Origin of the sequence: Paenibacillus sp. TAF43_2 (assembly GCF_052113545.1) — a bacterium.
In the GTDB taxonomy this organism is placed as follows: domain Bacteria; phylum Bacillota; class Bacilli; order Paenibacillales; family Paenibacillaceae; genus Pristimantibacillus.
In genome coordinates, this window is the sequence record NZ_JBFRDK010000037.1 from 1 (window position 1) to 21,878 (window position 21,878).

Here is a 21,878-nt window from a genome sequence, read left to right on the forward strand (position 1 = left end):
CTGACAACCAATTACGGCCTTTCAACGTTCAGGAGGTTCATCGATGAGTTTGACAACTTGTAACGTACATTTCTCACAGCAATCGAATAAAATTGTCTATTTATCCAGCCCACTGCTCAAACATCTCAAGCTCTCAGGCAAAAAATCGGTTCACCTCAAGCTGGGCAAAGAGGTAATCGTAGCTGAAATCAAGCCATTGAAGCGGCCGGGCAATCATCTGTATTTATCAACTGCCATCCGTCAATCGATTAAAGTGCCGAAGTCAGGCAACGTTTACGTGCTTAATTCAGGCGATAATGAGGTTCAGCTCGGACCGCTGGTCGGCATACTGAGCGACAATTCGACACGCTCTGAGAGCAATCCTTTTGGTCCGCGTACCGGATTTATCAAGCAAGTCATTAAAACAGGTGAACATAAAGCTTACCTTTTCGGCTTTACACCAAGCGACATCAACTGGCAGCAAGAAACGGTCAATGGCTATTTCCTTAACCCGCAGGGCGGCTGGTATCGCAAAATCGTTCCGCTCCCGGACGTCGTGTACAATCGTCTTCCGAGCCGCAAAGCGGAGACATCCGCATCCATTAATTCACTGCGCGAACGCTTCGTGCGCCGCAAAATCCCATTTTTTAATTGGAGCTTCTTCAACAAGGCCGATGTCTACAAGCTGCTTGATAATGATCCTGAAGCGCTGACTCATTTGCCTGAATCGGTCTCTGGTCCATCTTCCGAAAAAATTAAGGAAATGCTGGAGAAACATCAATTTCTATATTACAAACCTACGGCAGGCAGCCTTGGAGTAGGAATCTACCGATTGACCTATCACCCGAAGCGCGGGTATTTCGCCCGCTATCGCAAGGGCAGCCAAAATGTGCTGCTTCGATTCACGCAATTCAGCAGCTTAATGCGGATGCTTCAGGCGAAGCATGGCAGCAGCTTGAATCATTATGTCGTTCAGCAGGGCATTCGCTTAGTTGAGATCGACAGCTGCCCGCTCGATTTCCGCTTTCACATGCATAAGAACGGCAGCAACGAGTGGGTTCCTGCTGGAATCGGAGCCAAAAAAGCAGGCCGAGGAAGCGTAACGACACATGTGAAAAATGGCGGCTCGCTCATGACGCCTGAGCAAGCGCTTGGCAAAACATTCGGCACGCAAGCAGATGCCGTTCTTGAGAAGGCAAAGCTGGCTGCGATTAAACTATCAGAAGCGATCGAACGCAACTACCCTCATAGACTTGGTGAGCTGGGACTGGATCTCGGCATCGATAAGGATGGAGAAGTATGGATGTTCGAAGCGAACGCCAAGCCTGGACGATCCATCTTCAAGCATCCGGCGCTTCGCTCTGAGGGCCGCGCTTCGCTCACTTATATCTTAGAGCATTGCTTGTATCTCAGCCGCTTCAAAGAAGAGGGAGGTAACAGCTGATGGATAGCTTACTTCCCGATGAAGCAGACGTTAGAGAGCAGCGTGCCGGCCGAACCGTATTGGCGATTTTGACGATCGATGATGATATCCAGCTCTTTCGCGGCAATCGAAGCAATTTTGTCGATTTGATTAGAACGGGTCAATCGATGGGTTTCATCGTTTATGTCCTCACCGTAAAAAACCTGCTTCTGACCAGAAGCAGCTTAAAGGGATATGTCTTCAACGAAGCTGAGGACAGCTGGCAGCAAAGATTGCTGCCCTTTCCCGACGTGATTTACAACCGAATTCCGCTGCGCGAAGATGAGATCCAACCGGCTGTAAGGCAAAAGATCAACGCCTGCCGCAAGCATCCGCGAGTCACGCTGTTTAATCCGGCTTTTTTCAACAAATGGGATTTATTTGAATGGCTTCGTTTGTCCAAACTGACCAAACCTTATATCCCTTTAACACGAAAACTCGTTTCGGTTACGAGCCTGGAACGGATGATGCGAAAACATTCCTATCTTTATTTAAAGCCGGAAAGCGGAAAAGCAGGAAAAGGCATAATGACGATCAAGGTTCATGCTGAGAAGCAGCTTCCTTATCGATTAAGAATACAAGAAAACAAAAAGAGTACGACTTACAACTGCTCCACCCTTCATAAACTTTGGAGTCGTATTCAGAAACAAAGCGGCAATGAGGCTTATATCGCTCAACAAGGCATCAAGCTCGCCTCCTTCCAGGACCGAAGATTTGACCTGCGCGCGCTTGTTCAAAAAAACCAACGAGGGCAATGGGATATTACTGGAATAGGTGCCCGAATTGCAGGCGCATCCAGCATTACGACCCATGTTCCTCGCGGCGGTATGATTGAAGACCCTGAGAAGCTGCTCATAAATTCATTTAATGAAGAGCAGGCACGTAAACTGCTTATAAAAGCAAAAAATGCGGCCGTTCTTATCGCTAAGCAGATTGAACGCGCCTCAGGCCAGCAGCTCGGCGAAATGTCGTTGGATTTAGGCGTGGACAGCGTAGGGAATATGTGGTTTTTCGAAGCTAATTCTAAGCCTATGAAATTCGACGAGCCTCATATTCGTCAAAAATCGTTAGAGCGCGTATTTCATTATGGAGCTTATTTAGCTAGAACAAAATTAGAAAAAGCAGGAGGCGCATAACGTGGATCTAGAGCTGCTTACACCCGAAGCATGGTTAGCGGAACAAAAAAGACTCATTGGCTTTGCCATTCGCTTCGGAGATAAGCGGCTTGCAGTTTCGACTATTCATGCGCTCCGAAAGCTTGATCCTTCATTGCTAGAAGATGGAGTGAGCCGTCCATGCGGCGCGGTTGCTGCTGTCGCTAAGCAGGGCAACCGCGTCGTCGGCTTCGGTTTTGCAGAGGACGGCGGCGAGGCTGCGTGCATGGTCGTCGTCCATCCCGAAGCTCGAAGCCTCGGGATTGGCAGCTCACTCGTTCAAGCCATGATTCAACGTTTAGGGAAACTCACTTGCAATGTGGCAACGGACAATACGGCAAGCATGGCTTTATGTTTTCATTTAGGCATGACAGCCGTTTCCATGCATAGAGGTCCAACAGGCAAACCGACGCTTCGCTTTGAAAGGGGAACCACGAATGAAACAGCCCGTCCTAGGCATCCTGACTTTATATCTCAATGAAGCCGGACATCTGGAGGAACGTTCCATCTATCAGAAAATGACTTCCGCAGGACGAAAGCTGGGACTAAGCGTCTTCGTGTTTACGCCAAAGGACGTCAATTATATTAACAACAAAATTCACGCGCAGTTCTACAATCTTGACACACAAACATGGTCACGAAGGTGGACCTCGTTTCCAAATATGATTTATGATCGATGCCGAATCCAACGTACCTATCGCTTTGACCAGCTCAAAAAGTTTCGTGAACGCTATGGACATCTTACGTTCCTTAATCGCCCGCTTCGCAACAAATGGACCATCCATCGTATCCTCTCGAAAGATTCTCGATATAAAAGCTATCTGCCTGCCACGAAGTATGTCACCGATAATCAAGATATTACCGATATGATCCGAAAACATCAGCTTGTGTATCTCAAACCGATTAATGGAACCGGCGGCAGAGGAATTTTGCGAATCGAGCGGCGCAAGGATGGTCAGCTTCACATCCAAGGCCGGGATCAATCAAGGAAAATTATACGACCGCAATATATTTCCACTGCAGGTTTAAACAGCTATTTGGCTCCTTGGAATTTGAAAGGCAATCGCTACATCGCCCAGCAGGGCATTCAAATAAAGCTTGCTAGCGGACGTGTGCACGATTATCGGATGCTTGTTCAAAAAAACGGAGAAGGCAATTGGGAAGTTACCGGTTGCGCTGGAAGAATCGGGGCATCCGGCAGCATTACCTCTAACTTACACGGCGGCGGCAATGCAGCTACGATGAGCAGCTTGCTCAAGGAATGGCTTCGCGATGATGCGAAGGTCGCGCAGGTTAAGGAAGAGACAGAGAAGCTTGGGGTCGGCATTGCCGCTTACTTAGAGCAAAATTACGGCAGACTTTGTGAGCTTGCTCTTGATTTGGCAATTGATCGAAAAGGCGGGATCTGGCTGCTGGAGGTAAATCYGAAGCCAGCTAGGGAAGTATTTGCACAGGCCGGAGAGAAAGAGGTTTATCGCAATGCGATTATTAGACCTCTGGAATATGCCATCTGGCTTTATAACCAGAAGAAGCGAAGGAAAGGTAAAGAGAAGCAGGCTGCCGTATCAGATACCCGTGTGGATGAGAACTTCATTTCTGATAAGGAGCTGTGATGCGGCTGAGCATTTGAAATCCATAGCAGAAAAAACACCTGTTAGGGCGGCGCCATCTCCCGGCCTCCCTAACAGGTGTTTTTTTTGCAACGCACTATATTCAAGCTGCTTATTATTGTTCCAATAAAGGCAGGAGCTCGCGGAAATCGTTAATCAGCACATCCGCTCCCTCAATTTCTGAAGCTCGACCATATGTAGCATACGCACAGCCGATCGTTTGAAGACCGTTGCCTTTGCCCGCTTCCACATCCGAAGAGCGGTCTCCTACCATCCAAGCCGATTGGATATTGTGATCCTTAAGCAGGCGAGCAACTAAGTCGACTTTGGTTGAAGTCTCATATTCTCCCGCACTGTATAAGCCGTCAAATAGAGGCGCAATGCCTTTGAATTCAGCAACGCCCTTCACATATTCCTCAAGCCCATTGCTGGCTACAAACAGCTTAATCCCACGTGAATGCAGCTCACGCAGCGTTTTCTCGACAAATGGGTACAGCTCGCCTTCGCCTCTTTCCAAGCCTTCGCGCTCGTACTGAAGCAGCAAGACATCAGCCCGCTTCCGAGCAGCCTCTGTACTATCTGGCATAACCTTCCGCCAAATATCCTCCAGCAGCATGCCTAAGCAGCTTAGCAGCCGTTCTACAGGCGGCGTTTCATGCTCGTAAAGCCCTTCTTCCCTTAGCGTCTCAAAAACGCGGTGGTGAACAGGCACCAGCAATTTATCCGTTTCAAACAACGTTCCATCCATATCAAATATGACAGCCTCAGGCTTTCGCAGCTTATGTACGCTCATAGTTGAAACCTCCTTCAAAGTCTGCTCTTATCATAACGGAATATAGGAAATGATCGCAAGGCTTGATCAAGGTTAACCGTTCATCACTTGCTTCATCAACTACAGAGATTCTATTGTCAATTTCGCCTATGCATAGCGGAAGACTGCAGCGCTATTCTTGCCAGCGCATAAGGGCCAAGATAAGCGCCGCTTATTAAAAAAACGAAATTTTCGAGTACACGATGCACTTCCGTCATAAACACCGTATCATCCATGAGAGTCTGTGTTATGGCATCCGCTGCGGTTACAAAAAATAAAAAGATGGCCGTAACTGCAAGCCCATCCAAAACGCGACTGACTGTGGCACTCATTCGACTCAACCAGCCCATGAGAACGGCGCCAACAGCTAATGCCGCACCAATTAATATCATCATTTGCCATCACCTCTTGTGATAGGTTCGGTCATTTGCTGCACACTTAAACCTTACATTTTTGGATGGAATGTGAATATTGCGAATAAAAGCGACCAAGCTTGTTTACATATGATAAAGAAGTCCAATAAAAGCAACATTTTGGAGGAATGCTGTATGAAAAATCTTATTCCCTGGTTAAATGCTGCCGGTCTCGCCGCCGTGCTTGCAGTTAATGGACTTGCGCAGTGGCTTCCTATCAATGGGAAAACGACTGGAGAAATATCCGCCAAGTACCCTGTGCTTATCACTCCTGCGCCATATGCCTTCTCCATTTGGTCTATTATTTATTTGCTGCTGATTGGTTTCGTCATTTATCAGTTCAAGCCACGTGCTGTCAAAAGCAAAAATGTGCAGAACATCGGCCCATGGTTCATCATAAGCTGCCTGTTCAACGTCGCTTGGATTCTCCTGTGGCACTATGAGAAACTAACCAGCAGCGTATTCATTATGTTCGCTCTGCTGGTCTCGCTAATCGTTATTTATAGCGCAATTCGAAAGKATAAGCAGCCTCCTGCTCCTATGGAACAATGGCTTGTACGGCTGCCTTTCAGCATTTACTTAGGTTGGATCTGCGTAGCTTCTATTGTAAATGCAGCTGTCGTTTTGTACGCTGCCGAGTGGAATGGCTTTGGTTTATCTGATGCTGCTTGGACCATTATTTTATTGATTGCAGCCAGTTTGCTTGCTGTTGTCATCGGTTTTAGGTTTGTGGACTCTACCTTTGTTCTTGTGTTTGTTTGGTCGTTTATTGCTATTGCCGTAAAGCAGGATCAGCAGCCCGAGGTTAGTCTATCAGCCAGCATCGCTGCTGGTATCTTAATGATTACTGCCATTGTTATTTGGTTTCAGGCAAGGAAAGGAAAGCAGTTGCATATTGAAAAATAGAACCGGATATGTCACACTGTTTGATGTGTGTGAGGACGAAAGCCTCCTTGCAGGAAAGGACGTGACGGTTCACGTATGATAAAATGGCTGCTTCGTTCCATGACAGAATTAAGCTCGCGCAAATGGATATCTCGCATAACCGGAAAATTCGCTCAATCGGCTGCCAGCCGTCGATTTATTTCCCGTTTTGCTGCGACATATGGCATTAAAACTGAGGAAGCTGAGAAACCTCTAGCCCAATATAAAACGTTAAACGAGTTTTTTACACGGCGATTAAAACCCGGTCTGCGTGATGTGCATGCAGATGAGGACTCGCTTGTCAGTCCTGTTGATGCTCTCATAACCGGAGCTGGGCCAATAAGCAGCGGCACGATTGTTAACGTAAAGGGGCAGGACTATACGATTGAGGAGCTTCTTAATCGGTCTCCGCGAACTTCCAATTATATGAACGGCTATTATTTCGTTCTTTATTTGAGCCCAACCGATTACCATCGTATACATACGCCAGTCAGCGGTCGTGTTGTAGAGCGTGAGCATATTGAAGGAAAAGTTTATCCGGTTAATGACTTTGGTCTTCGCCATATGCGCAGAGTGCTTAGCCGCAACGAGCGGCTGATTACCTATATGCAGCATCATGCAGGGGAAACGGCCGTTGTCAAAGTTGGCGCAATGAACGTAAGCAGCATTCAGTACGTACAGCCCCTTAAGGAAGAAATGTTCAAGGGTGAAGAACTCGCCTACTTTGAATTCGGTTCTACTGTAGTGCTGCTGCTTGAAGATAGAACCTTTACTCCGCGTGACAACGACATGCTTGGATCTAAGGTGCGTATGGGTGAGAAGCTCGGATCGCTCCACGAAAACTAACTGAAGCAGACTTAGCTCAAAACGAAAAACCCCGAATTTCTCAGCGATGAGTGAATTCGGGGCTTTTCGTTTATTAGCCTATCTGATCTCCGAGGGGCTTCGCCCCGTATATTGCTTAAACTGCCTGCTGAAAAAAAAGATATCCCGATAGCCCAGTGCATCTGCTACCTCGGTCACATTCATCCCGGCGTGCATGAGCAAATGCTGCGCCCGTTCAATTCTCGTGCGAATCATGTAGGTTTGCACCGACATGCCGATCAGCTCTTTGAATTTCATTGAAAAATATCGGGGCGACAGCTGCGCCCGCATCGCTAGATCCTCTACACGGTGCGCAATGCTTGGATTTTGCCGAACAAAGTTTGCCACCTCATGAATGGCCTCCGTCAATTGATTGCTTGCCTTCTTCTCAACTGGCAGCTGCTTGTCCTCTCTAAGCAAATGAATCATCAGCTGCTTAAGAACAAGCTGCGCCTCCTCTTCCGCTGCATACGTTTTTACAAGAAAAAGCCTTACATAGCGTGAGAGCATATATTCAAAGTCGACCGTGTCATTCAATTGCCTATACCGACTCGGCACAGCATCTATCGTTTCATTAATGGCAAAGTGAATATAGGATAATACGAGCGGACGCTGCGGGTTATGAGTGGAGCTTGTGTAGTCGCCCGGACGAAACAAGAAGCAGCTTCCCGGACCAACCTCATAGTGAGTACCGTTGACTTCAACTTCCCCTTCTCCGCTCCAAACATAAAATAAATCAAAATTGGCCATCGGCTTCTCGCGTCTAGCCCATCTCCAACCCGGCTCACATACGATTTTGGCAAACGCAGGTAACAGGATGAACGAATTAGGCGAAATGTGCAGCATAAGGAAACCTCCTGTACAAATCTATGCCGTCATCATACAACAGGGAGAAACTATTGCGCAAGCCACATGAGTTACGAAAAAATTTGCTTTGTGAATGGTTTCCATCTCAAAAAAAATGTTATAATAGCACCCGACAAGAATAAACGGCTAACGCCTAATTATACTAAATTCAAATGAATGATTTCGGAAGGATGGAATAAAGTCCATGAACCCACTTGCTCAGCAATTAAACGAGACGTTACAAGCAGAAAGCCCTAACGTTTATGCGATGTTGTCAGACTTAGGCAAAGCGATTTATTTCCCGAAGGAGGGCATTCTCAGTCAGTCCGCCGAAGCGAAAACGAAAGCAACTAAATTTAATGCTACTATTGGAATTGCAACAGAAGGCGGACAACCGATGCACCTAAAGGTCATCCAAGATACCCTCTCTGCTTACAATCCGAAAGATATATATGAATATGCGCCTCCTGCAGGAAAGCCTGAGCTTCGTGCTGCTTGGCGTACAAAAATGATCAAAGACAACCCTTCCCTTGAAACAAAGGGCTTTGGTACGCCAGTCGTTACAAATGCATTGACCCACGGTCTTAGCATCGTAGCTGACCTATTCGCTAATGCGGGTGACGCTGTAATCATCCCTAATAAAAACTGGGAAAACTACGAATTGACATTCGGAATCCGCCGCGGTGCTGAAATTGTAGAATACCCGCTGTATAACGACCAAACTCGCTTCAACAGCGCTGGCCTTCGCGAAGCCTTGCTGGCTCAGAAGGACAAAGGGAAAGCCATCGTTGTGCTGAACTTTCCAAACAACCCTACTGGCTACACGCCTGGTCCACAGGAAGGCGATGAAATCATTGCTGCCATTCACGACGCAGCGGAAGCTGGCATCAATGTAGTTGTTGTAACAGACGATGCTTATTTTGGTTTATTTTTCGAAGATTCCATGCAAGAATCACTGTTCTCCAAGCTTGCTGATCTGCATCCGCGCGTGCTTGCCGTTAAAGTTGACGGTGCGACCAAAGAAGAGTACGTATGGGGCTTCCGCGTAGGCTTCATTACGTATGGTTCAACTTCTGCGGCTACTTTGAATGCGTTGGAGCAAAAAACAATTGGTATCATTCGTGCCACGATTTCCAGCGGCCCGCATCCATCACAAACATTCGTATTGCGCGCTTTGACTTCACCTGAATTCGAAGCTCAAAAAGCGGAGAAATACGATATTATGAAACGCCGCGCCAATCGCGTAAAATCGTTGCTCGACAGCGGCCGTTATGGCGATGTATGGGGCTATTACCCATTCAACTCCGGCTACTTTATGTGTCTAACACTAAGCGGCGTTACAGCTGAGTCCGTACGTGCACATCTGTTGAACCAATACGGAATCGGTACGATTGCTCTAGGTGAAACAGATCTTCGCGTTGCTTTCTCTTGCATCGAGGAAGAAAATCTTGAAGAGCTGTTCGATACGATTTTCAAAGCGGTTAACGATTTGATTGCTCAAAAAGTATAATAAACACTCGCACTTCATTCGCGAATAATTGCAAAGAACCCCTGAGTCAGCATTTCTTTATGAATACTTCTCTCAGGGGTTCTTTTTTGTATTCCGTCTGCCCTGCTTAGTCTTCATCCTCATCTTTCGCAAGCTTCTTGCGCAAACGCGCTGGACGAATGGCGATATACATGGCGGCAAGTACAATAGCTATGAGCGAAGGGACGTAAACGCCGCCCGCCAAAGCCAGCGGCAAAGCAACAAACAGCCACAGCAGCAGCGTGCACAGCACCATCGCCAAACGATCGATTTTCAAATATTGCTCTATTCGCTGTTTTTCCGGCAATGGGTACACATGCTTCCAAACCGAATAACGATGGATATGACGCAAGCCGCCTAATTGAACTGCAATGAGTCCCATAAAAATAAAAAATACGAGAACACTGCCATAACCAGATAGCGATACGGCCTCAGCAAACCAATAGGTGATGAGGCAGCCGAGAATAAGCAGCCTTAGTATAATTCCGCCCATCTCGGTTCTAAGCATGGATGCCGTATAGAGATAAACGAATGTATTGCGATTCGAATACGGTATCGTGCGCAGAATCCAGCTTAAATACGATCTTCTTGCGATACTTGATGGGAGTGTAGGCACATCGATAAACAATCCAAAAAAAACATAATACCGTTTGCGTGTCCTTGCTTCCTCTTCAATCAGCCTCTCCCAAGGAAAAGGATGTTTTATTGGAAGACGATAAAGCAGCATAGACAGTATAGCGATGAGCAGCGTAAACCCCGCAGCCTGCCAAGCGGTACAAGTAAGCCAAGCAGCCAGCGTCAATGCTGTCATTGCCCAGCGCAGCACACGCATGAGACGTCGCATGCCAGCCCAAGTCATTCGGCGCTCTTTCCATGCTCCCCATACATTGCCCGCCTTCAGAGCGGCAGCCACGAGTGCAAGCAGCAATGCGCCGTTAATGGCTGGGCCTTGGTTATAGATCGGCAAATAGAGAAGAAACACAATGGCAGCTAGTATCGAACAAGCAATTGAAGTATGACGGAACGATAAGCGTAAATAACCGGCCATCTCTGCCTCACGCGGCATCATAAAGACGACGTCTCCGGCCGCAAGCCACGTACGAAGCGGACTCCAACACAACACTAACGTTAATGCAATCACACCAACAGTCGCAAAGGGAAAGCTGGCTGGCATATGTCGAATTAAATTTATGTATCCAATCGTGGAGGAGATCAAGATTAAAGACATAAAAGCTGGGAAGCCGCTTTGCCCCATATACCGAAAATAAGGCAGCGTTTCCCCGCGGAATGCCTTTGCTCTTTGCTGCCACATCAGCTCCAGCTTGCTAATATTGCTCATCAAACATTGCCCCCAGTAACGAGCTTATAGAAGGCATCCTCCAGAGAACCGCTGCGCATGTCCATGCCTGCTGCTTGTCTAATATCATCGAGCTTGCCGATCGCAACGATTTTGCCGTGGTGCATGACGATAAAACGATCGCAATATGCTTCCACAGTTGAGAGGATATGCGAGCTCATAAGGATGGCTGCTCCCTTTTGTTTTACTTCAACCAGCCGCTCCAGCAAGGAACGAATGCCAAGCGGGTCAAGCCCTAGAAAAGGCTCATCGATGATGTACAGCGGCGGCTCAGCGAGCAGCGCGTTCATAATCATGACCTTTTGTTTCATGCCTTTGGATAAGTGGGCTGCAAAGGCTTTACGCTTTGGCGTCATCTGGAACTGYTTCAGCAGCTCGTCCTCACGATCACCATACTGCTTGTCCTTTACGCTATAGGCCATCCCCGTTAAGCGCAAGTGCTCTTCAACGGTCAGCTCATCAAATAGAACCGGCGTCTCCGGCACATAAGCAAATGCGCTTCTGTAACGCTCCGTTTCTTCCTCCAGCGTAACGCCATCAACCTTTACTTCCCCCGCCTGCGGCTTCATTAAACCTAAAATATGCTTAATGGTTGTGCTTTTTCCAGCGCCATTCAGACCGATTAATCCTACCATCTCGCCCGCTTTTACCTCAAAGGAGATATCATGCAGTACTGGTCTTCGTGGGCTGTAACCGCCGATTAAACCATTCACCTGTAAAATAGAATCCATCCTATCACCTTCAACTATGTAAATTAGTTTATCTAGTAAACAGCATACCGAATTATCGGACTAATATCARAGAAAGCAATGATTTGTGTACAAAAGCAAGGAGCATGCACGAAAACGAAAAAAAATGGGCAGCCATTGGCCGCCCATTCTTTAAACACTATGATTTGCCTTCATATCGTATTACTTTGAAAGCAGATTATAAAGCACTTGTGCCACTTGAGCTCTCGTAGAAACATCTTTAGGGCTCAGCTTTGAATTGTTCCCCGTAATGATGCCGCCCTCAACTAGCACCTTGAAAGCGTCGCTTGCATAGCTCGCAATTTGAGCGGAATCACTGAAGCTGGACACCGCAACATTTGTCTCTGCTTTAGGCAATTCACCAAACACTTCAAGTGCACGATACAAAAGCGTAAATAGATCTTGACGTGTAATTTTGCTATTAGGGTCAAACGTATTGCCTTCTACACCTTTCGTAATACCCAGGCGCTTAGCAGCTCCCAAGTAATTCGTATAGTAGGTATTCCCTGCATCATCAAAATTAGCTGTCTCTTTCTCATTAGGCTCGATGCCGTATGCTTTCAATAACAAGACGATGAATTGACCTCTCGTCACTGTCGCATTCGGGCTGTAATGGTCCTCGTCTGTACCTGTTGTAATGCTTCTTGCCGCAAGGAATAAAACGGCATCCTTATACCAAGCTGCATCCGATACATCTTTAAAGCTTACTTTATTGTATCCTACAATGTACTGGGAGAAATGTGCCGTAACAAAGTTTACCGTTCCTGTACCCGCGTTGTATTTCCCGCGGATCGTTTCCAAGCTGCCGGCATCCGTTACATAGTAGACCACTACAGCATTTGGATCTTCTCCGGCTTTTAAAGAATAAGGCACACTAACTTGCACATTGCTGCCGCCAAAGCTTGTAAGCTGGGTAGTTCCTGCGAATACGGAGAAATCATATACCGGTCTGTCACCCAAAGCCTCCTTGCCTTCGTCAGTTAGCTCTACTTTCGTAATAATAATGCTGATGTCACCCGCTTCAGCCGAATTGCTGATGCTTTCAATTGCTTTTGCGTTAAAAACGACAGTGCCAACGCCAAGATTGGCCTTCACACCCGCATTTGTGCTTGAAGCTACTTCATTAAACGATTTTCTAGGAATGCTCAGCTCTACAGATTTAGTTTGAGCTGTTGCTTCAACCTTAAGCTCGACGACAGAGGTTTTGCCTGCTGCTTCCGCTTTCTTAGCAAGCTCAACTAAGCTTGTAATAGAAGCTGCGGTTGCTTTCGCTACGGTTGCTCCTGTCGCAGCATCGGTTGTTGCTGTTATCGTTACTGTTGGTGCTGTACCATCATCGTCTCCACCTGCTGGAGGTGTAGGTGTAGGCGTTGGATTTGGGCCATTGTTTCCACCACTTGGAGGGGATACATAATTAGGTACAATGACATCTAGCACTGCGCCGGCATTATAGCCTTCCTTAGCCGCAAACCTCACGTTGTAAGTTCCAGATGATAAGCCAGTAATAGATGGCGCTGTTGCCGCTTGATAGGACTCAGCTCCTGACAGCTTGTATTCAAGTGCTGTCGTTGTTCCTGTAATTTGTCCATCATTATTAGCTGAAGAGGTAGGAGCTACACCCGTCAAGCCTGATGGTTCCGACTGCTCTTGTAGAGCAAACGCTTTGATAACGATATCAATTGCTGGGCTTGCACTGAATCCAGGTTTAGCTGCAAATCTGATATTATAAGTGCCTGCTGCGAGACCAGTGATCGCTGGTTCTGTTGCTGCTTGATAAACATCCGTTCCATCTAATCTGTATTCTAGAGCTGCAGTCGTTCCTGTAATTTGTCCATCGTTATTAGCAATCGTTGTCGGTGATACGCCTGTTAAGCCAGTCGGCGCTTCTTGCGCTTCCTCGCCGTAAGCCGGAATAACAACCTCTACTTTAGGGCTTGGGCGATATCCTTCTTTTGCCGCGTAACGAACATCATAAGTACCGTAAACAAGATCTGTAACAGACGGTTCTGTTGCACGAATATAATCGGATAACGAATTAGACAGCTTGTATTCAAGCGCTGTCGTCGTTCCAGTAATTTTACCGTCATTGTTAGCTGATGTCGTTGGTGCAACACCTGCCAGCCCTGTTGGTGCAGCTTGGTCTTGAATAAAGGATGGCACCACTACGTTTACAGCTTCGCCCGCTTTGTACGAAACAGCTGCGGGAATTCCTGCTGTATGAGGACCATTGTATCCAAGCTTGGATGCATATCTAACATTGTAAGTACCTGGCACTAAGTTAGTTATTGCATCACCAGTTACAGCCTTGTAATCCGTTTCATTTTCAAGCTTGTATTCAAGCGCTTTGCCTTTCGTTCCTGTAATTTGACCATCATTTTCATCGGATGAGGTTGGTTTAACCGCTGTCAGCCCTGTAGGTTTGGCCTCAACTCTTGCAAATAGGCTGTTCAAAGCATTTGTATAATTTTTGTAATTCACACCAAGTCCGCCGCTGCTTACATAATCAGGTTGAATATTGGTCCAAGAATACATCAATTCAATATGCCCAAGAATTGGAGCTCTGTTGCCATCAACATCCTTGTTGTCTTTGTTATATTGAAAGAGGTATGGAACTTGCGCTTTGCTTGCGATTACTTCAACGCCGTTCTCATTCGTATACTTTACATTGTCTTTTGTTTTTACGTATTGTGTTTTAATATCAGGCAAATATTTGTTAATCAAATCTACATACAGATTGGCGTAAGGATGATTCGTATCTCTTGTTTGAAAGAATGTTCCGTTATGGGGGTCAGCGTTCGGGTCTTTATAAAGATCCAGGATCGAAATTCCCGAATCCAGCTTGGTGTCCCAAAAATAAACTTTATCAATGTTATTTTTTTTCGCATATTCGTTAACAAACTTAATGGCTGCTTGTGTATTCGGGCACCAAGAGCCGCCGAACAAGATCGTATAATTCCCTTCGCTCTCGAGAATCTTCGTCAATTGGTGATAGGTTACATGTTCAAATACGAGCTCTCCGTCCGATTCGTCAAAAATAACCGTTTCTTTTTTGTTAATGATTGATCCGTTTCTATTGAAAGCTGCTTTGATAGAATTCGAACGGTTAATCGTATCAAATGAAGTGATTCCTTCAAATACTTGACTCACTTTTGCTTTGTAAGCATCTACTTTGCTCGCGTCCAAAACGCCATTAGTTAAGTAATCGCTCCACACATTTGTTGAAGCCAAAGAGGAAACAATTTTCTTTTTGTTATACACAAACAGGAATGGTGCTTCAATTTTTTTCGCTGAGCCTTCTGAAATTACTGCGCCCTTGCTGTCTTTTTTCGTATAACTAACGATATCTCCTGCTGGAAGTACTTCATCGAGGTTCGTTAAATATTTTTTGACCAGCTCGACATACGCTTCTGCAAAATCAAAAGTGTTGTTGCCAACTTTGATTTCTTTCGTTTGCGTTTCAGCAATCTCTAGTGATTTGCCATCTAACCTTGTATCAAAGTTATAGATGGTTTTTACACCATATTGCTTTGCCACCTGATTAATAAAGCCAATATTCGCTTGTGTTTTATCGCTCCAAGCTCCGCCAAACAACACAACATATGTGCCTTCGCTGTCAAAGAGATTAATAATATCTTCATACGTTACCGTTTGAAGAATATGGTTCTCATCATCCAAATGATCATACACATTATTAAAATAGTTATAATGGCTGGCGCCGCTATTTACTAGAGTTTCCGAAGCTGGATTGGCATTAACGATATTGGCAGCTGGCAAAATTAATAATGCAGCCAATATAAGAGCTAACCATCTTTTGGATGTATTAAATTGTAATTTCATGTTCATTCCTCGTTTTCATCAAATTTTGTCGATGTGCCAAGTGTGAAATATGTATTCTCCACTAGTCGCTTCAAGATTTCGTGCAGGGAGCCGGTCATAAGAGGCTGATCTGCCTCTTATGGCCACCCCATTTCATAACTCATGAATACGTATTTCTTGTTTCTAGCAGATTTCTTCTTCCGTCGTCGATGGTGCTGGCTGTTGACCTTCGGAAGACGAAGATGATGATGAAGAGGAGGAAGAAGGAGCCTCTGAGGATGATGGTGCTTTCGGCTGTACCGTATCTTTTTTCACAAATGAGACCGATTTAGATGGCTTCTTTTCTTCTTTTGCAGCTGGCTCTGCTGGTTTCGATTGTGTTTCTTCTTTCGCAGCAGGTGCTGCTGCTTTTGGCTCTTCTTTTACAACGGCTGCAGCTTTAGGCTGGCTTTCTTCTTTCACCGTCGTTGCTGCTTTAGGCTGGGCAGTCTCTTTCGGCTGAGTCGCTGTTTTTTCAACCGATGTATTTGCTTTAGCCGCAGGCTCCTCCTTTGCTGCTGCCGCTTTAGCTGCAGGCGCCTCTTCCTTCTTATCTACAGCAAGAGTAACTTTGGATTTATCTTCTTGTTTCGCATCTGCTTTTTCTGCTTCAGGTTTATTAGCCTCTATCGTGTCCGCCGTTTTTGCTTGCGGTTGTTTTTCGCCTTCTGCTGCAGCTGTGTTTACTTCTGATTTTTTCTCTGTGTCAGAAACGGTAATGATTTTGGATTGATTCTCTTCCTTTGCTTCGGTAACAATTGCAGCGTTGTCCTTCACTGCAGGCGCACCTTGTGCCTGTTTGGCAGATACGACAACATAGGTTAGGGCTGAGAAGGCTACTGTTGCAGAAATTAATGTTAGTGTTAGTTTTTTCATGATTGTAAACATCCCTTTCGCTTCGCTCTTTGAGCTTTTTTGTTTTTTTGGATAAAAAAAGGAGACCCAACAAGGCGCAGAACTGCGCTCCTATTGAATCTCTGGTGGTCCAGTAGATTATCTTCTTTTGTCATCCTACAAAATGGTTTTTTAACTCACTTTGAATATATTCCTATATTATTCCTCAAAAACGACCCTGTCAACGATTATTTAAATTTTTCCCATCGTTTTTGTCGGAATTAATTATAGAGACACTAAAACGTCTGATTTTTATTTATTATTTTAAATTCCACCTTACGATCATCGGTATGAATAAACTTCACAAGCAATGAAATTTTATGATCTGCGTTTATGCTGCTCCAGTAAAATTGAGCCGTTTCATCCATTGAATCAAATAAAGGAACCTCCAGCGGTTCACCTTCAAAAGATCTCAAAATACCATTTTCTTCACCTTTATAAGTGTGAATGCAATGACCTATCCCTTTTGTAAAAGAGTCGTAATGAAAGAAATGACGGATGCAAAATGACGGATCGTTTTGCCTTGTTTTCAAAATGGACAAGCTGTACAAAGCTGATTCAGTATCAATAATACCGGAAATACGCGGTGTATAATGGGGAGCATCCGGTTCAAACTTTCTGCTTTTTAATGCATCTTCAAACGTTGCACTTTTGCCATAAGCTTCATAGATGGTTTCAGTCTGATCTCCATTGGAAATGATATGCATCCCATTCATACTCTTTATCGGATCATAAATAATCAATGAAGGGTCTTCCATTTTTGCCGCATCATATGCTATGTTTCTTACAAACTGCTCATTGCGCTCAAAGATTCGGTTGCGACTGTTCGCGCTTCTGCCCATTATCCAATACRCTTGAACAAAATGTTTTCCTGACGGGCTCATCCCCACGATTATTGTTCTACCAGGATACGGATTATTAAATAACTGATCTTCATAGGACTGCAACATACTCACCTCAACCTTTTTATTTTATCTGAAAATAAAAAAAGCATTTGATCATCGATCAAATACTTTGCCCAGGCGCACGACATATGAAATAGGTGCTCCCTCGTGGTCATCCACGTTTACGCCAGTTGCACCTACCTGAAATTTACATTTATTATAGTTCGATATCGCAATTGAAATCAAGCTCTATTTCTAACGAACTGTTTCGTGCTTATTATGCAGAAAACTAAGCGCTGCTGGATTCGCAAGCTATTATTTTGATTGCTGAACAATGGAAAAAGGGCTGTTCCAAAAGTAGAAAAACCTACTTTCAGGACAGCCCTTCTCTTATTTAAACCTTATTTCACTTCAATTGATTTAACTGTGCCATTGTCGCCTTTTACTTGTACATATTGACCAGCCTTCAGCTGCGAGGAGTCACCTGTAATGACTACGCTTGGATCAATGCTGAATGTAGTGACAACTGCCTGTGAGTTTTCATATCGAGTAATGAGAGAAACCGTCGTCAATTTCGCCTGATTGTTGAACGTTAATGTATTAATAATTCCGTTCTCCGAGAAAGCTGTACTAACAGGAGCCGACTTCGTTACTTCAATAAATACGATACGATTGAGATACGTACGAACGAGTACCTCATCACCTGCTCGGAGTGAGCTCACTGGCGATTTTTTATCATCTCTGAAAATAAACACATTCGAATCTAATGCTAGTGAAACCTCCGTGTTATCTCCTTTAACAACCGTCAGCTTGCCATCAGCAGGAGCTGCTTTTAGCTTGCCTATAATGGCTTGTGCATCATGATTAGGCATTTCCGTATCTGTACGATCGAGAAGCGCTGCCAGCTCTGCACGGGTTACTGGTTGATTAGGACGGAACGTTTTTCCATTCTTATCATTGTAGCCGGTAATAATGCCTTTCTTCAAAGCAAGAGCTACATAACCTACTGATCCAGCAGGGATCTCTTTTGCATCCTTAAAGTCAAGCTTTGTATTATTGAGCGCCTTCGCTTCGTCTTCCAGTTTAAGCGCTTTTACGAGAAGAATCGTAGACCATAGCCTTGTCGCGTTTGCTTCCGGTTTCACTTCCGATTCAGTCTCAGAGAATAGATCGTTCTCCAGCGCTACTGCAACGTAACCAACAGCCCAAGGGTATTTTTTTGCGATTTTATCCCCGTCATTAAATTGCAAATCCGTTTTCATTTTATCTGCTGATTCCGCTTGTGAGCGAAGACCCATCAATCTGACAGCAGCAGTCAACGTTTCAATACGGTTGATTTTCTGATTAGGCTTAAATGTACCATCCTCGTAGCCAGTAAATACGCCCTTTGACGCTAACCGCATAATGTATTCCATAGCCCACTTCAGATCGTCCTCATCTTGGAATTGCCATGTTACTTTATGTTTATCGTCCTTGTCATACTTGTCATCCTTGTCCTCATGACGGCCTTTATCATCATTACGATCGCCATCATGCCCTTTGCCTTTACCGCCATCTGCAAAAGCTGACGTTGCACCGCCTGCAAGCATCAGCAGCGCAAGCGAAGAAATTGCTGTCTTTTTCCACATTGTTTGTTTTATCAAGAAAGCCACACTCCTTTTTCGATTGCGGGTTTTGCCGCATTTTTTACCTTCGCCCATACGTTTCGGGAGAGGCAGATCGATTTAAGAGGGTGGCTTTCAAAATAAATTTTTATGATTGTTCCTTATCGGCCTCGCGTTTAGCTTTCAGCCACTTAGGAGCACCTTTGTTTTTACCTTCGCGCTTTCGCTCCACTTTCTTAGGAGCAGGCTTCGCTGCTGGCTTTGGTTTCGGCGGAGCAGTTACTGCTTTCGTCTCTACAAGCTTCGTTTGTTTCGGAGCAGCAGCTGCACTTTTATTCTCTGCAGCTCGCTTCGTTTGCAACGCTTCTGAGCGATCTGCAAGCTTTGCTTCATGACGAGCCGCAAACGGTTTTGTTGCTTCTCGCAGCTCTTCCTCGCTAAGAAGCTTTCCTCTGAACATTGTCCGTTCTGTCAATTCGATGCCCAGCTGCTTGCGGAATTTCTCCATAATAAACAGCTCCTGCGGCGTAACAATGGAAACGACTGTACCAGGACGTCCCATACGGCCCGTGCGTCCTGCACGATGCACATAGTGATCCGCATCCGATGCAGGATCAAGCTGAATGACGAGCGGCAGACCTTCAATATCAAGGCCTCTAGCCGCAACATCCGTCGCTAGCAGCAGCTGGCAGCGACCCTCGCGAAAACGTGTCAATGTTGCTGCACGGCGCTGTTTATCCGCATCCCCATACAAAGCCTCAACAGTAAAGCCTTCATAGCTTAGTTTCGATTCCCAGTTGGAAATGTTGTCGGTATCATTTAGGAAAAGCAGCGCAGAGGCCGGGTTCAGCAAGCGAACAAGTCTTCTTGCCGTATCGGTTTTATCACGCTTATCGCTAACGATAAAGTAATTATCGATCGTTTGTGATACGGTATGCTCCGGCGTAACCTGAATGCGTTCCGGGTTTTTCATCCAGCGTCCTTCAAAACGAGCCATTTGATCTGGATATGTCGCGGAGAAAAAAGCAATTTGGTGTTCTTTACCGACACTATGCAAAATGATCTCGACCTCTTTTGTCGAGCCGAGCTGAAATACTTGATCCGCTTCATCAACTACAACATTTTTCACATCATTCAGCTTGAGCTTGCGCAGCTTAAGCAATTCGTGAATTCGCCCTGGTGTACCAATAACCAGCTGCGGGCGCAGCTTCAATTTCTCTACCTGCCGCTTTAATGCAGCTCCGCCAATCAATTGCTGAACGCGAATGTTCAGCGGCTCCGCGTACACTTCTRCTACACGAACAATTTGCATCGCAAGCTCCTGTGTTGGAGCCAAAATAATCGCTTGAATCGCGCTTGAATGCGAATTAAGCTTCTGAAGAAGCGGCAACAAATACGCAAGCGTTTTACCTGTGCCCGTCTGCGACCTCGCTGAAACGTCGCTTCCTCCAAGCAGTATTGGAATCGTATTTGCCTGTACATCGGTTGGTTCAATAATTCCATTTGCTGTGAGCTTATCCGACAGCAGTTCATTAATTCCTATTTCATACCATGTGTGCTTACTCATTTTTAATCCTCTCTCATTTAAACCTTTATTTTCGATTTAACATACCGCCGAATAGCCGATCAATGGTTCGCGGCAGCATTTGATATAGTTTAATACCAAAAGCTGCGGTTTTCGGCAGGTCAAGCTCGGCTTTTCTCCGCTCGATTAAACGAATGATTTTTTTGACTACATATTCTGGCTTCATCATAAACCAATTGACATTTTTAACGTAAGAGCCGGAAGGATCAGCCAGCGAGAAAAAAGGCGTATCTATTGGACCTGGATTAACCGCAGATACCTGAATTCCCTGCTCCCGAAGCTCCATGCGAAGCGCATTAGTAAAGCCAAGCACAGCATGCTTTGTGGCTGTATAGCTGGTTGATTTGGCAGTGCCTATTTTGCCTGCTAAAGATGCTATGTTTACAATATGTCCGCTTCCTTGCTTTACCATATGAGGAACAACTGCCTTCGTGCAGCGTACGATGCCTAGGTAGTTCGTGTCCATCATTTGCTCAAAGCTTTCCACATTCATGCTCATAAAATTCTCGAATTTGCCGTAGCCAGCGTTGTTCAGCAATACATCTATTTTACCATATTCCGCAATGACAGCTTCTACTGTTCGCTTCACCTGTTCATTATCGGTCACGTCCATCTGATAGAACGAGCTTTTCCCCTTTATTGCAGCGGAAATCTCCTTTAGCTTCGAGATGTTGCGTCCAGTCAAAACTGGGATCGCCCCCCGCTCAGCCAGCATTCTAGCCATTAACGCTCCGATTCCGCTTGATGCACCGGAGATGAAAATCACTTTGCCTCTTAACATCCATCATCACCCATTTACAATTTTACTTGATTGGTATTGCAGACGCAAAAAAAGCTCCCTAAGGAGCCATTTCTATGCTAAGATGCGATTAAAACTTGGATGTCGAGTTCTCCAATGCCTTCCATTATCAGTGGAATCGTCAACGCTTTTTGTGCGGTGAAGCCAGCTGATTGAGCAGACTGGATAACCTTCGGCGGTGTAATATCTACTCTCACCCCTTGATTAAACAGCATCGTACTCGCATTTCCGCTAATCATATTGCCAAGCTCAGAAATAGCACTCTTCACGATTTCGTCGATTTCAGAAATTACGTATCCGCCCATCATCGCAGAAACCATTTTCATAGCTACCTCTTCGCTAAGCCCGAATACAATGTCACCGTTCATCTGTCCGTTGAGCCCAATTTGAATCCAAATATAGTTCTCTACAAACTTGATATCCTTGAGACCTAGTTCTCCAGTCGCTGGACGTATTTGAACGACTTGCTCAATCACGATTTTTGCAGATTCAAGAAACGGGTTAATGTACTCTGCCTTCATAATGAAGATACGCTCCTTTTCGACAAAATTCGCGCTTTG

At 45.4% G+C, this 21,878-nt stretch carries 19 protein-coding genes and 1 riboswitch; of the genes, 7 read left to right on the forward strand and 12 right to left on the reverse strand.

Annotation, left to right across the window (positions count from 1 at the left end; all coding sequences use genetic code 11):
- Nucleotides 1–43: 43 nt before the first annotated feature.
- From AB4Z17_RS10665 to AB4Z17_RS10680, 4 genes are read left to right on the forward strand one after another with little or no spacing between them, the layout of a single operon-like run.
- Nucleotides 44–1,423: a YheC/YheD family endospore coat-associated protein gene (locus tag AB4Z17_RS10665; RefSeq protein ID WP_441959709.1), complete on the forward strand. Its 1,380-nt coding sequence runs from the start codon at nucleotides 44–46 to the stop codon at nucleotides 1,421–1,423.
- On the forward strand, nucleotides 1,423–2,577 hold the full coding sequence (locus AB4Z17_RS10670) for a YheC/YheD family endospore coat-associated protein (RefSeq protein WP_441959711.1): 1,155 nt from the start codon (nucleotides 1,423–1,425) through the stop codon (nucleotides 2,575–2,577). Before AB4Z17_RS10665 ends, AB4Z17_RS10670 begins: the two co-directional genes overlap by 1 nt.
- A 1-nt stretch (nucleotide 2,578) precedes the next feature.
- Nucleotides 2,579–3,076, forward strand: coding sequence for a GNAT family N-acetyltransferase (locus AB4Z17_RS10675; RefSeq protein ID WP_441959713.1), 498 nt, complete (start codon nucleotides 2,579–2,581; stop codon nucleotides 3,074–3,076).
- Nucleotides 3,033–4,208, forward strand: a complete 1,176-nt coding sequence (locus AB4Z17_RS10680) for a YheC/YheD family endospore coat-associated protein (protein WP_441959715.1) — start codon at nucleotides 3,033–3,035, stop codon at nucleotides 4,206–4,208. The genes AB4Z17_RS10675 and AB4Z17_RS10680 overlap by 44 nt, the downstream gene beginning before the upstream one ends.
- 112 nt (nucleotides 4,209–4,320) lie before the next feature.
- Here the strand turns inward: AB4Z17_RS10680 and AB4Z17_RS10685 are convergent, their stop codons facing one another.
- A complete protein-coding gene (locus AB4Z17_RS10685; protein ID WP_441909036.1) occupies nucleotides 4,321–4,998 on the reverse strand; it encodes an HAD family hydrolase in 678 nt (225 codons plus the stop codon).
- Between the two features lie 116 nt (nucleotides 4,999–5,114).
- The gene (locus tag AB4Z17_RS10690) at nucleotides 5,115–5,411 is read right to left on the reverse strand and encodes a transposase (protein ID WP_441909034.1); all 297 of its coding nucleotides are present in this window, start codon (nucleotides 5,409–5,411) and stop codon (nucleotides 5,115–5,117) included.
- 153 nt (nucleotides 5,412–5,564) lie between these two features.
- Between AB4Z17_RS10690 and AB4Z17_RS10695 the strand changes: the two genes are divergently transcribed.
- Complete coding sequence (locus AB4Z17_RS10695; protein WP_441959716.1) at nucleotides 5,565–6,335, forward strand: tryptophan-rich sensory protein; 771 nt, start codon at nucleotides 5,565–5,567, stop codon at nucleotides 6,333–6,335.
- A 75-nt stretch (nucleotides 6,336–6,410) separates the two neighbouring features.
- Nucleotides 6,411–7,199: an archaetidylserine decarboxylase gene (asd, locus tag AB4Z17_RS10700; RefSeq protein WP_441959718.1), complete on the forward strand. Its 789-nt coding sequence runs from the start codon at nucleotides 6,411–6,413 to the stop codon at nucleotides 7,197–7,199.
- Nucleotides 7,200–7,277: 78 nt separating this feature from the next.
- Here asd and AB4Z17_RS10705 read toward each other — a convergent pair whose 3' ends face one another.
- Entirely contained in the window at nucleotides 7,278–8,063 is a 786-nt protein-coding gene (locus AB4Z17_RS10705; protein WP_076267819.1) for a helix-turn-helix domain-containing protein, read from the reverse strand.
- 205 nt (nucleotides 8,064–8,268) lie between these two features.
- On the opposite strand from AB4Z17_RS10705, the gene AB4Z17_RS10710 reads away from it, so the two are divergent.
- Nucleotides 8,269–9,573: an aminotransferase class I/II-fold pyridoxal phosphate-dependent enzyme gene (locus AB4Z17_RS10710; protein ID WP_441909032.1), complete on the forward strand. Its 1,305-nt coding sequence runs from the start codon at nucleotides 8,269–8,271 to the stop codon at nucleotides 9,571–9,573.
- Nucleotides 9,574–9,679: 106 nt separating this feature from the next.
- Here the strand turns inward: AB4Z17_RS10710 and AB4Z17_RS10715 are convergent, their stop codons facing one another.
- The 9 genes from AB4Z17_RS10715 to AB4Z17_RS10755 form a co-directional block, all read right to left on the reverse strand.
- A complete protein-coding gene (locus AB4Z17_RS10715) occupies nucleotides 9,680–10,930 on the reverse strand; it encodes an ABC transporter permease (RefSeq protein ID WP_441959720.1) in 1,251 nt (416 codons plus the stop codon).
- Nucleotides 10,930–11,679: an ABC transporter ATP-binding protein gene (locus AB4Z17_RS10720; RefSeq protein ID WP_441909028.1), complete on the reverse strand. Its 750-nt coding sequence runs from the start codon at nucleotides 11,677–11,679 to the stop codon at nucleotides 10,930–10,932. The genes AB4Z17_RS10715 and AB4Z17_RS10720 overlap by 1 nt, the downstream gene beginning before the upstream one ends.
- A 180-nt stretch (nucleotides 11,680–11,859) precedes the next feature.
- Entirely contained in the window at nucleotides 11,860–15,534 is a 3,675-nt protein-coding gene (locus AB4Z17_RS10725; RefSeq protein WP_441959722.1) for an S-layer homology domain-containing protein, read from the reverse strand.
- A gap of 162 nt (nucleotides 15,535–15,696) precedes the next feature.
- Complete coding sequence (locus AB4Z17_RS10730) at nucleotides 15,697–16,428, reverse strand: hypothetical protein (RefSeq protein ID WP_441959724.1); 732 nt, start codon at nucleotides 16,426–16,428, stop codon at nucleotides 15,697–15,699.
- A 254-nt stretch (nucleotides 16,429–16,682) separates the two neighbouring features.
- A complete protein-coding gene (locus AB4Z17_RS10735) occupies nucleotides 16,683–17,396 on the reverse strand; it encodes an IMP cyclohydrolase (RefSeq protein WP_441959725.1) in 714 nt (237 codons plus the stop codon).
- A 59-nt stretch (nucleotides 17,397–17,455) separates the two neighbouring features.
- Nucleotides 17,456–17,535, reverse strand: a riboswitch (ZMP/ZTP riboswitch).
- A 196-nt stretch (nucleotides 17,536–17,731) separates the two neighbouring features.
- Nucleotides 17,732–18,973: an S-layer homology domain-containing protein gene (locus AB4Z17_RS10740; RefSeq protein ID WP_441959726.1), complete on the reverse strand. Its 1,242-nt coding sequence runs from the start codon at nucleotides 18,971–18,973 to the stop codon at nucleotides 17,732–17,734.
- Nucleotides 18,974–19,082: 109 nt separating this feature from the next.
- The gene (locus AB4Z17_RS10745; protein ID WP_441959727.1) at nucleotides 19,083–20,501 is read right to left on the reverse strand and encodes a DEAD/DEAH box helicase; all 1,419 of its coding nucleotides are present in this window, start codon (nucleotides 20,499–20,501) and stop codon (nucleotides 19,083–19,085) included.
- 25 nt (nucleotides 20,502–20,526) lie between these two features.
- Entirely contained in the window at nucleotides 20,527–21,300 is a 774-nt protein-coding gene (locus AB4Z17_RS10750) for an SDR family NAD(P)-dependent oxidoreductase (protein WP_441959728.1), read from the reverse strand.
- Nucleotides 21,301–21,377: 77 nt separating this feature from the next.
- The gene (locus AB4Z17_RS10755; RefSeq protein WP_054028542.1) at nucleotides 21,378–21,839 is read right to left on the reverse strand and encodes a chemotaxis protein CheX; all 462 of its coding nucleotides are present in this window, start codon (nucleotides 21,837–21,839) and stop codon (nucleotides 21,378–21,380) included.
- Nucleotides 21,840–21,878: the final 39 nt, after the last annotated feature.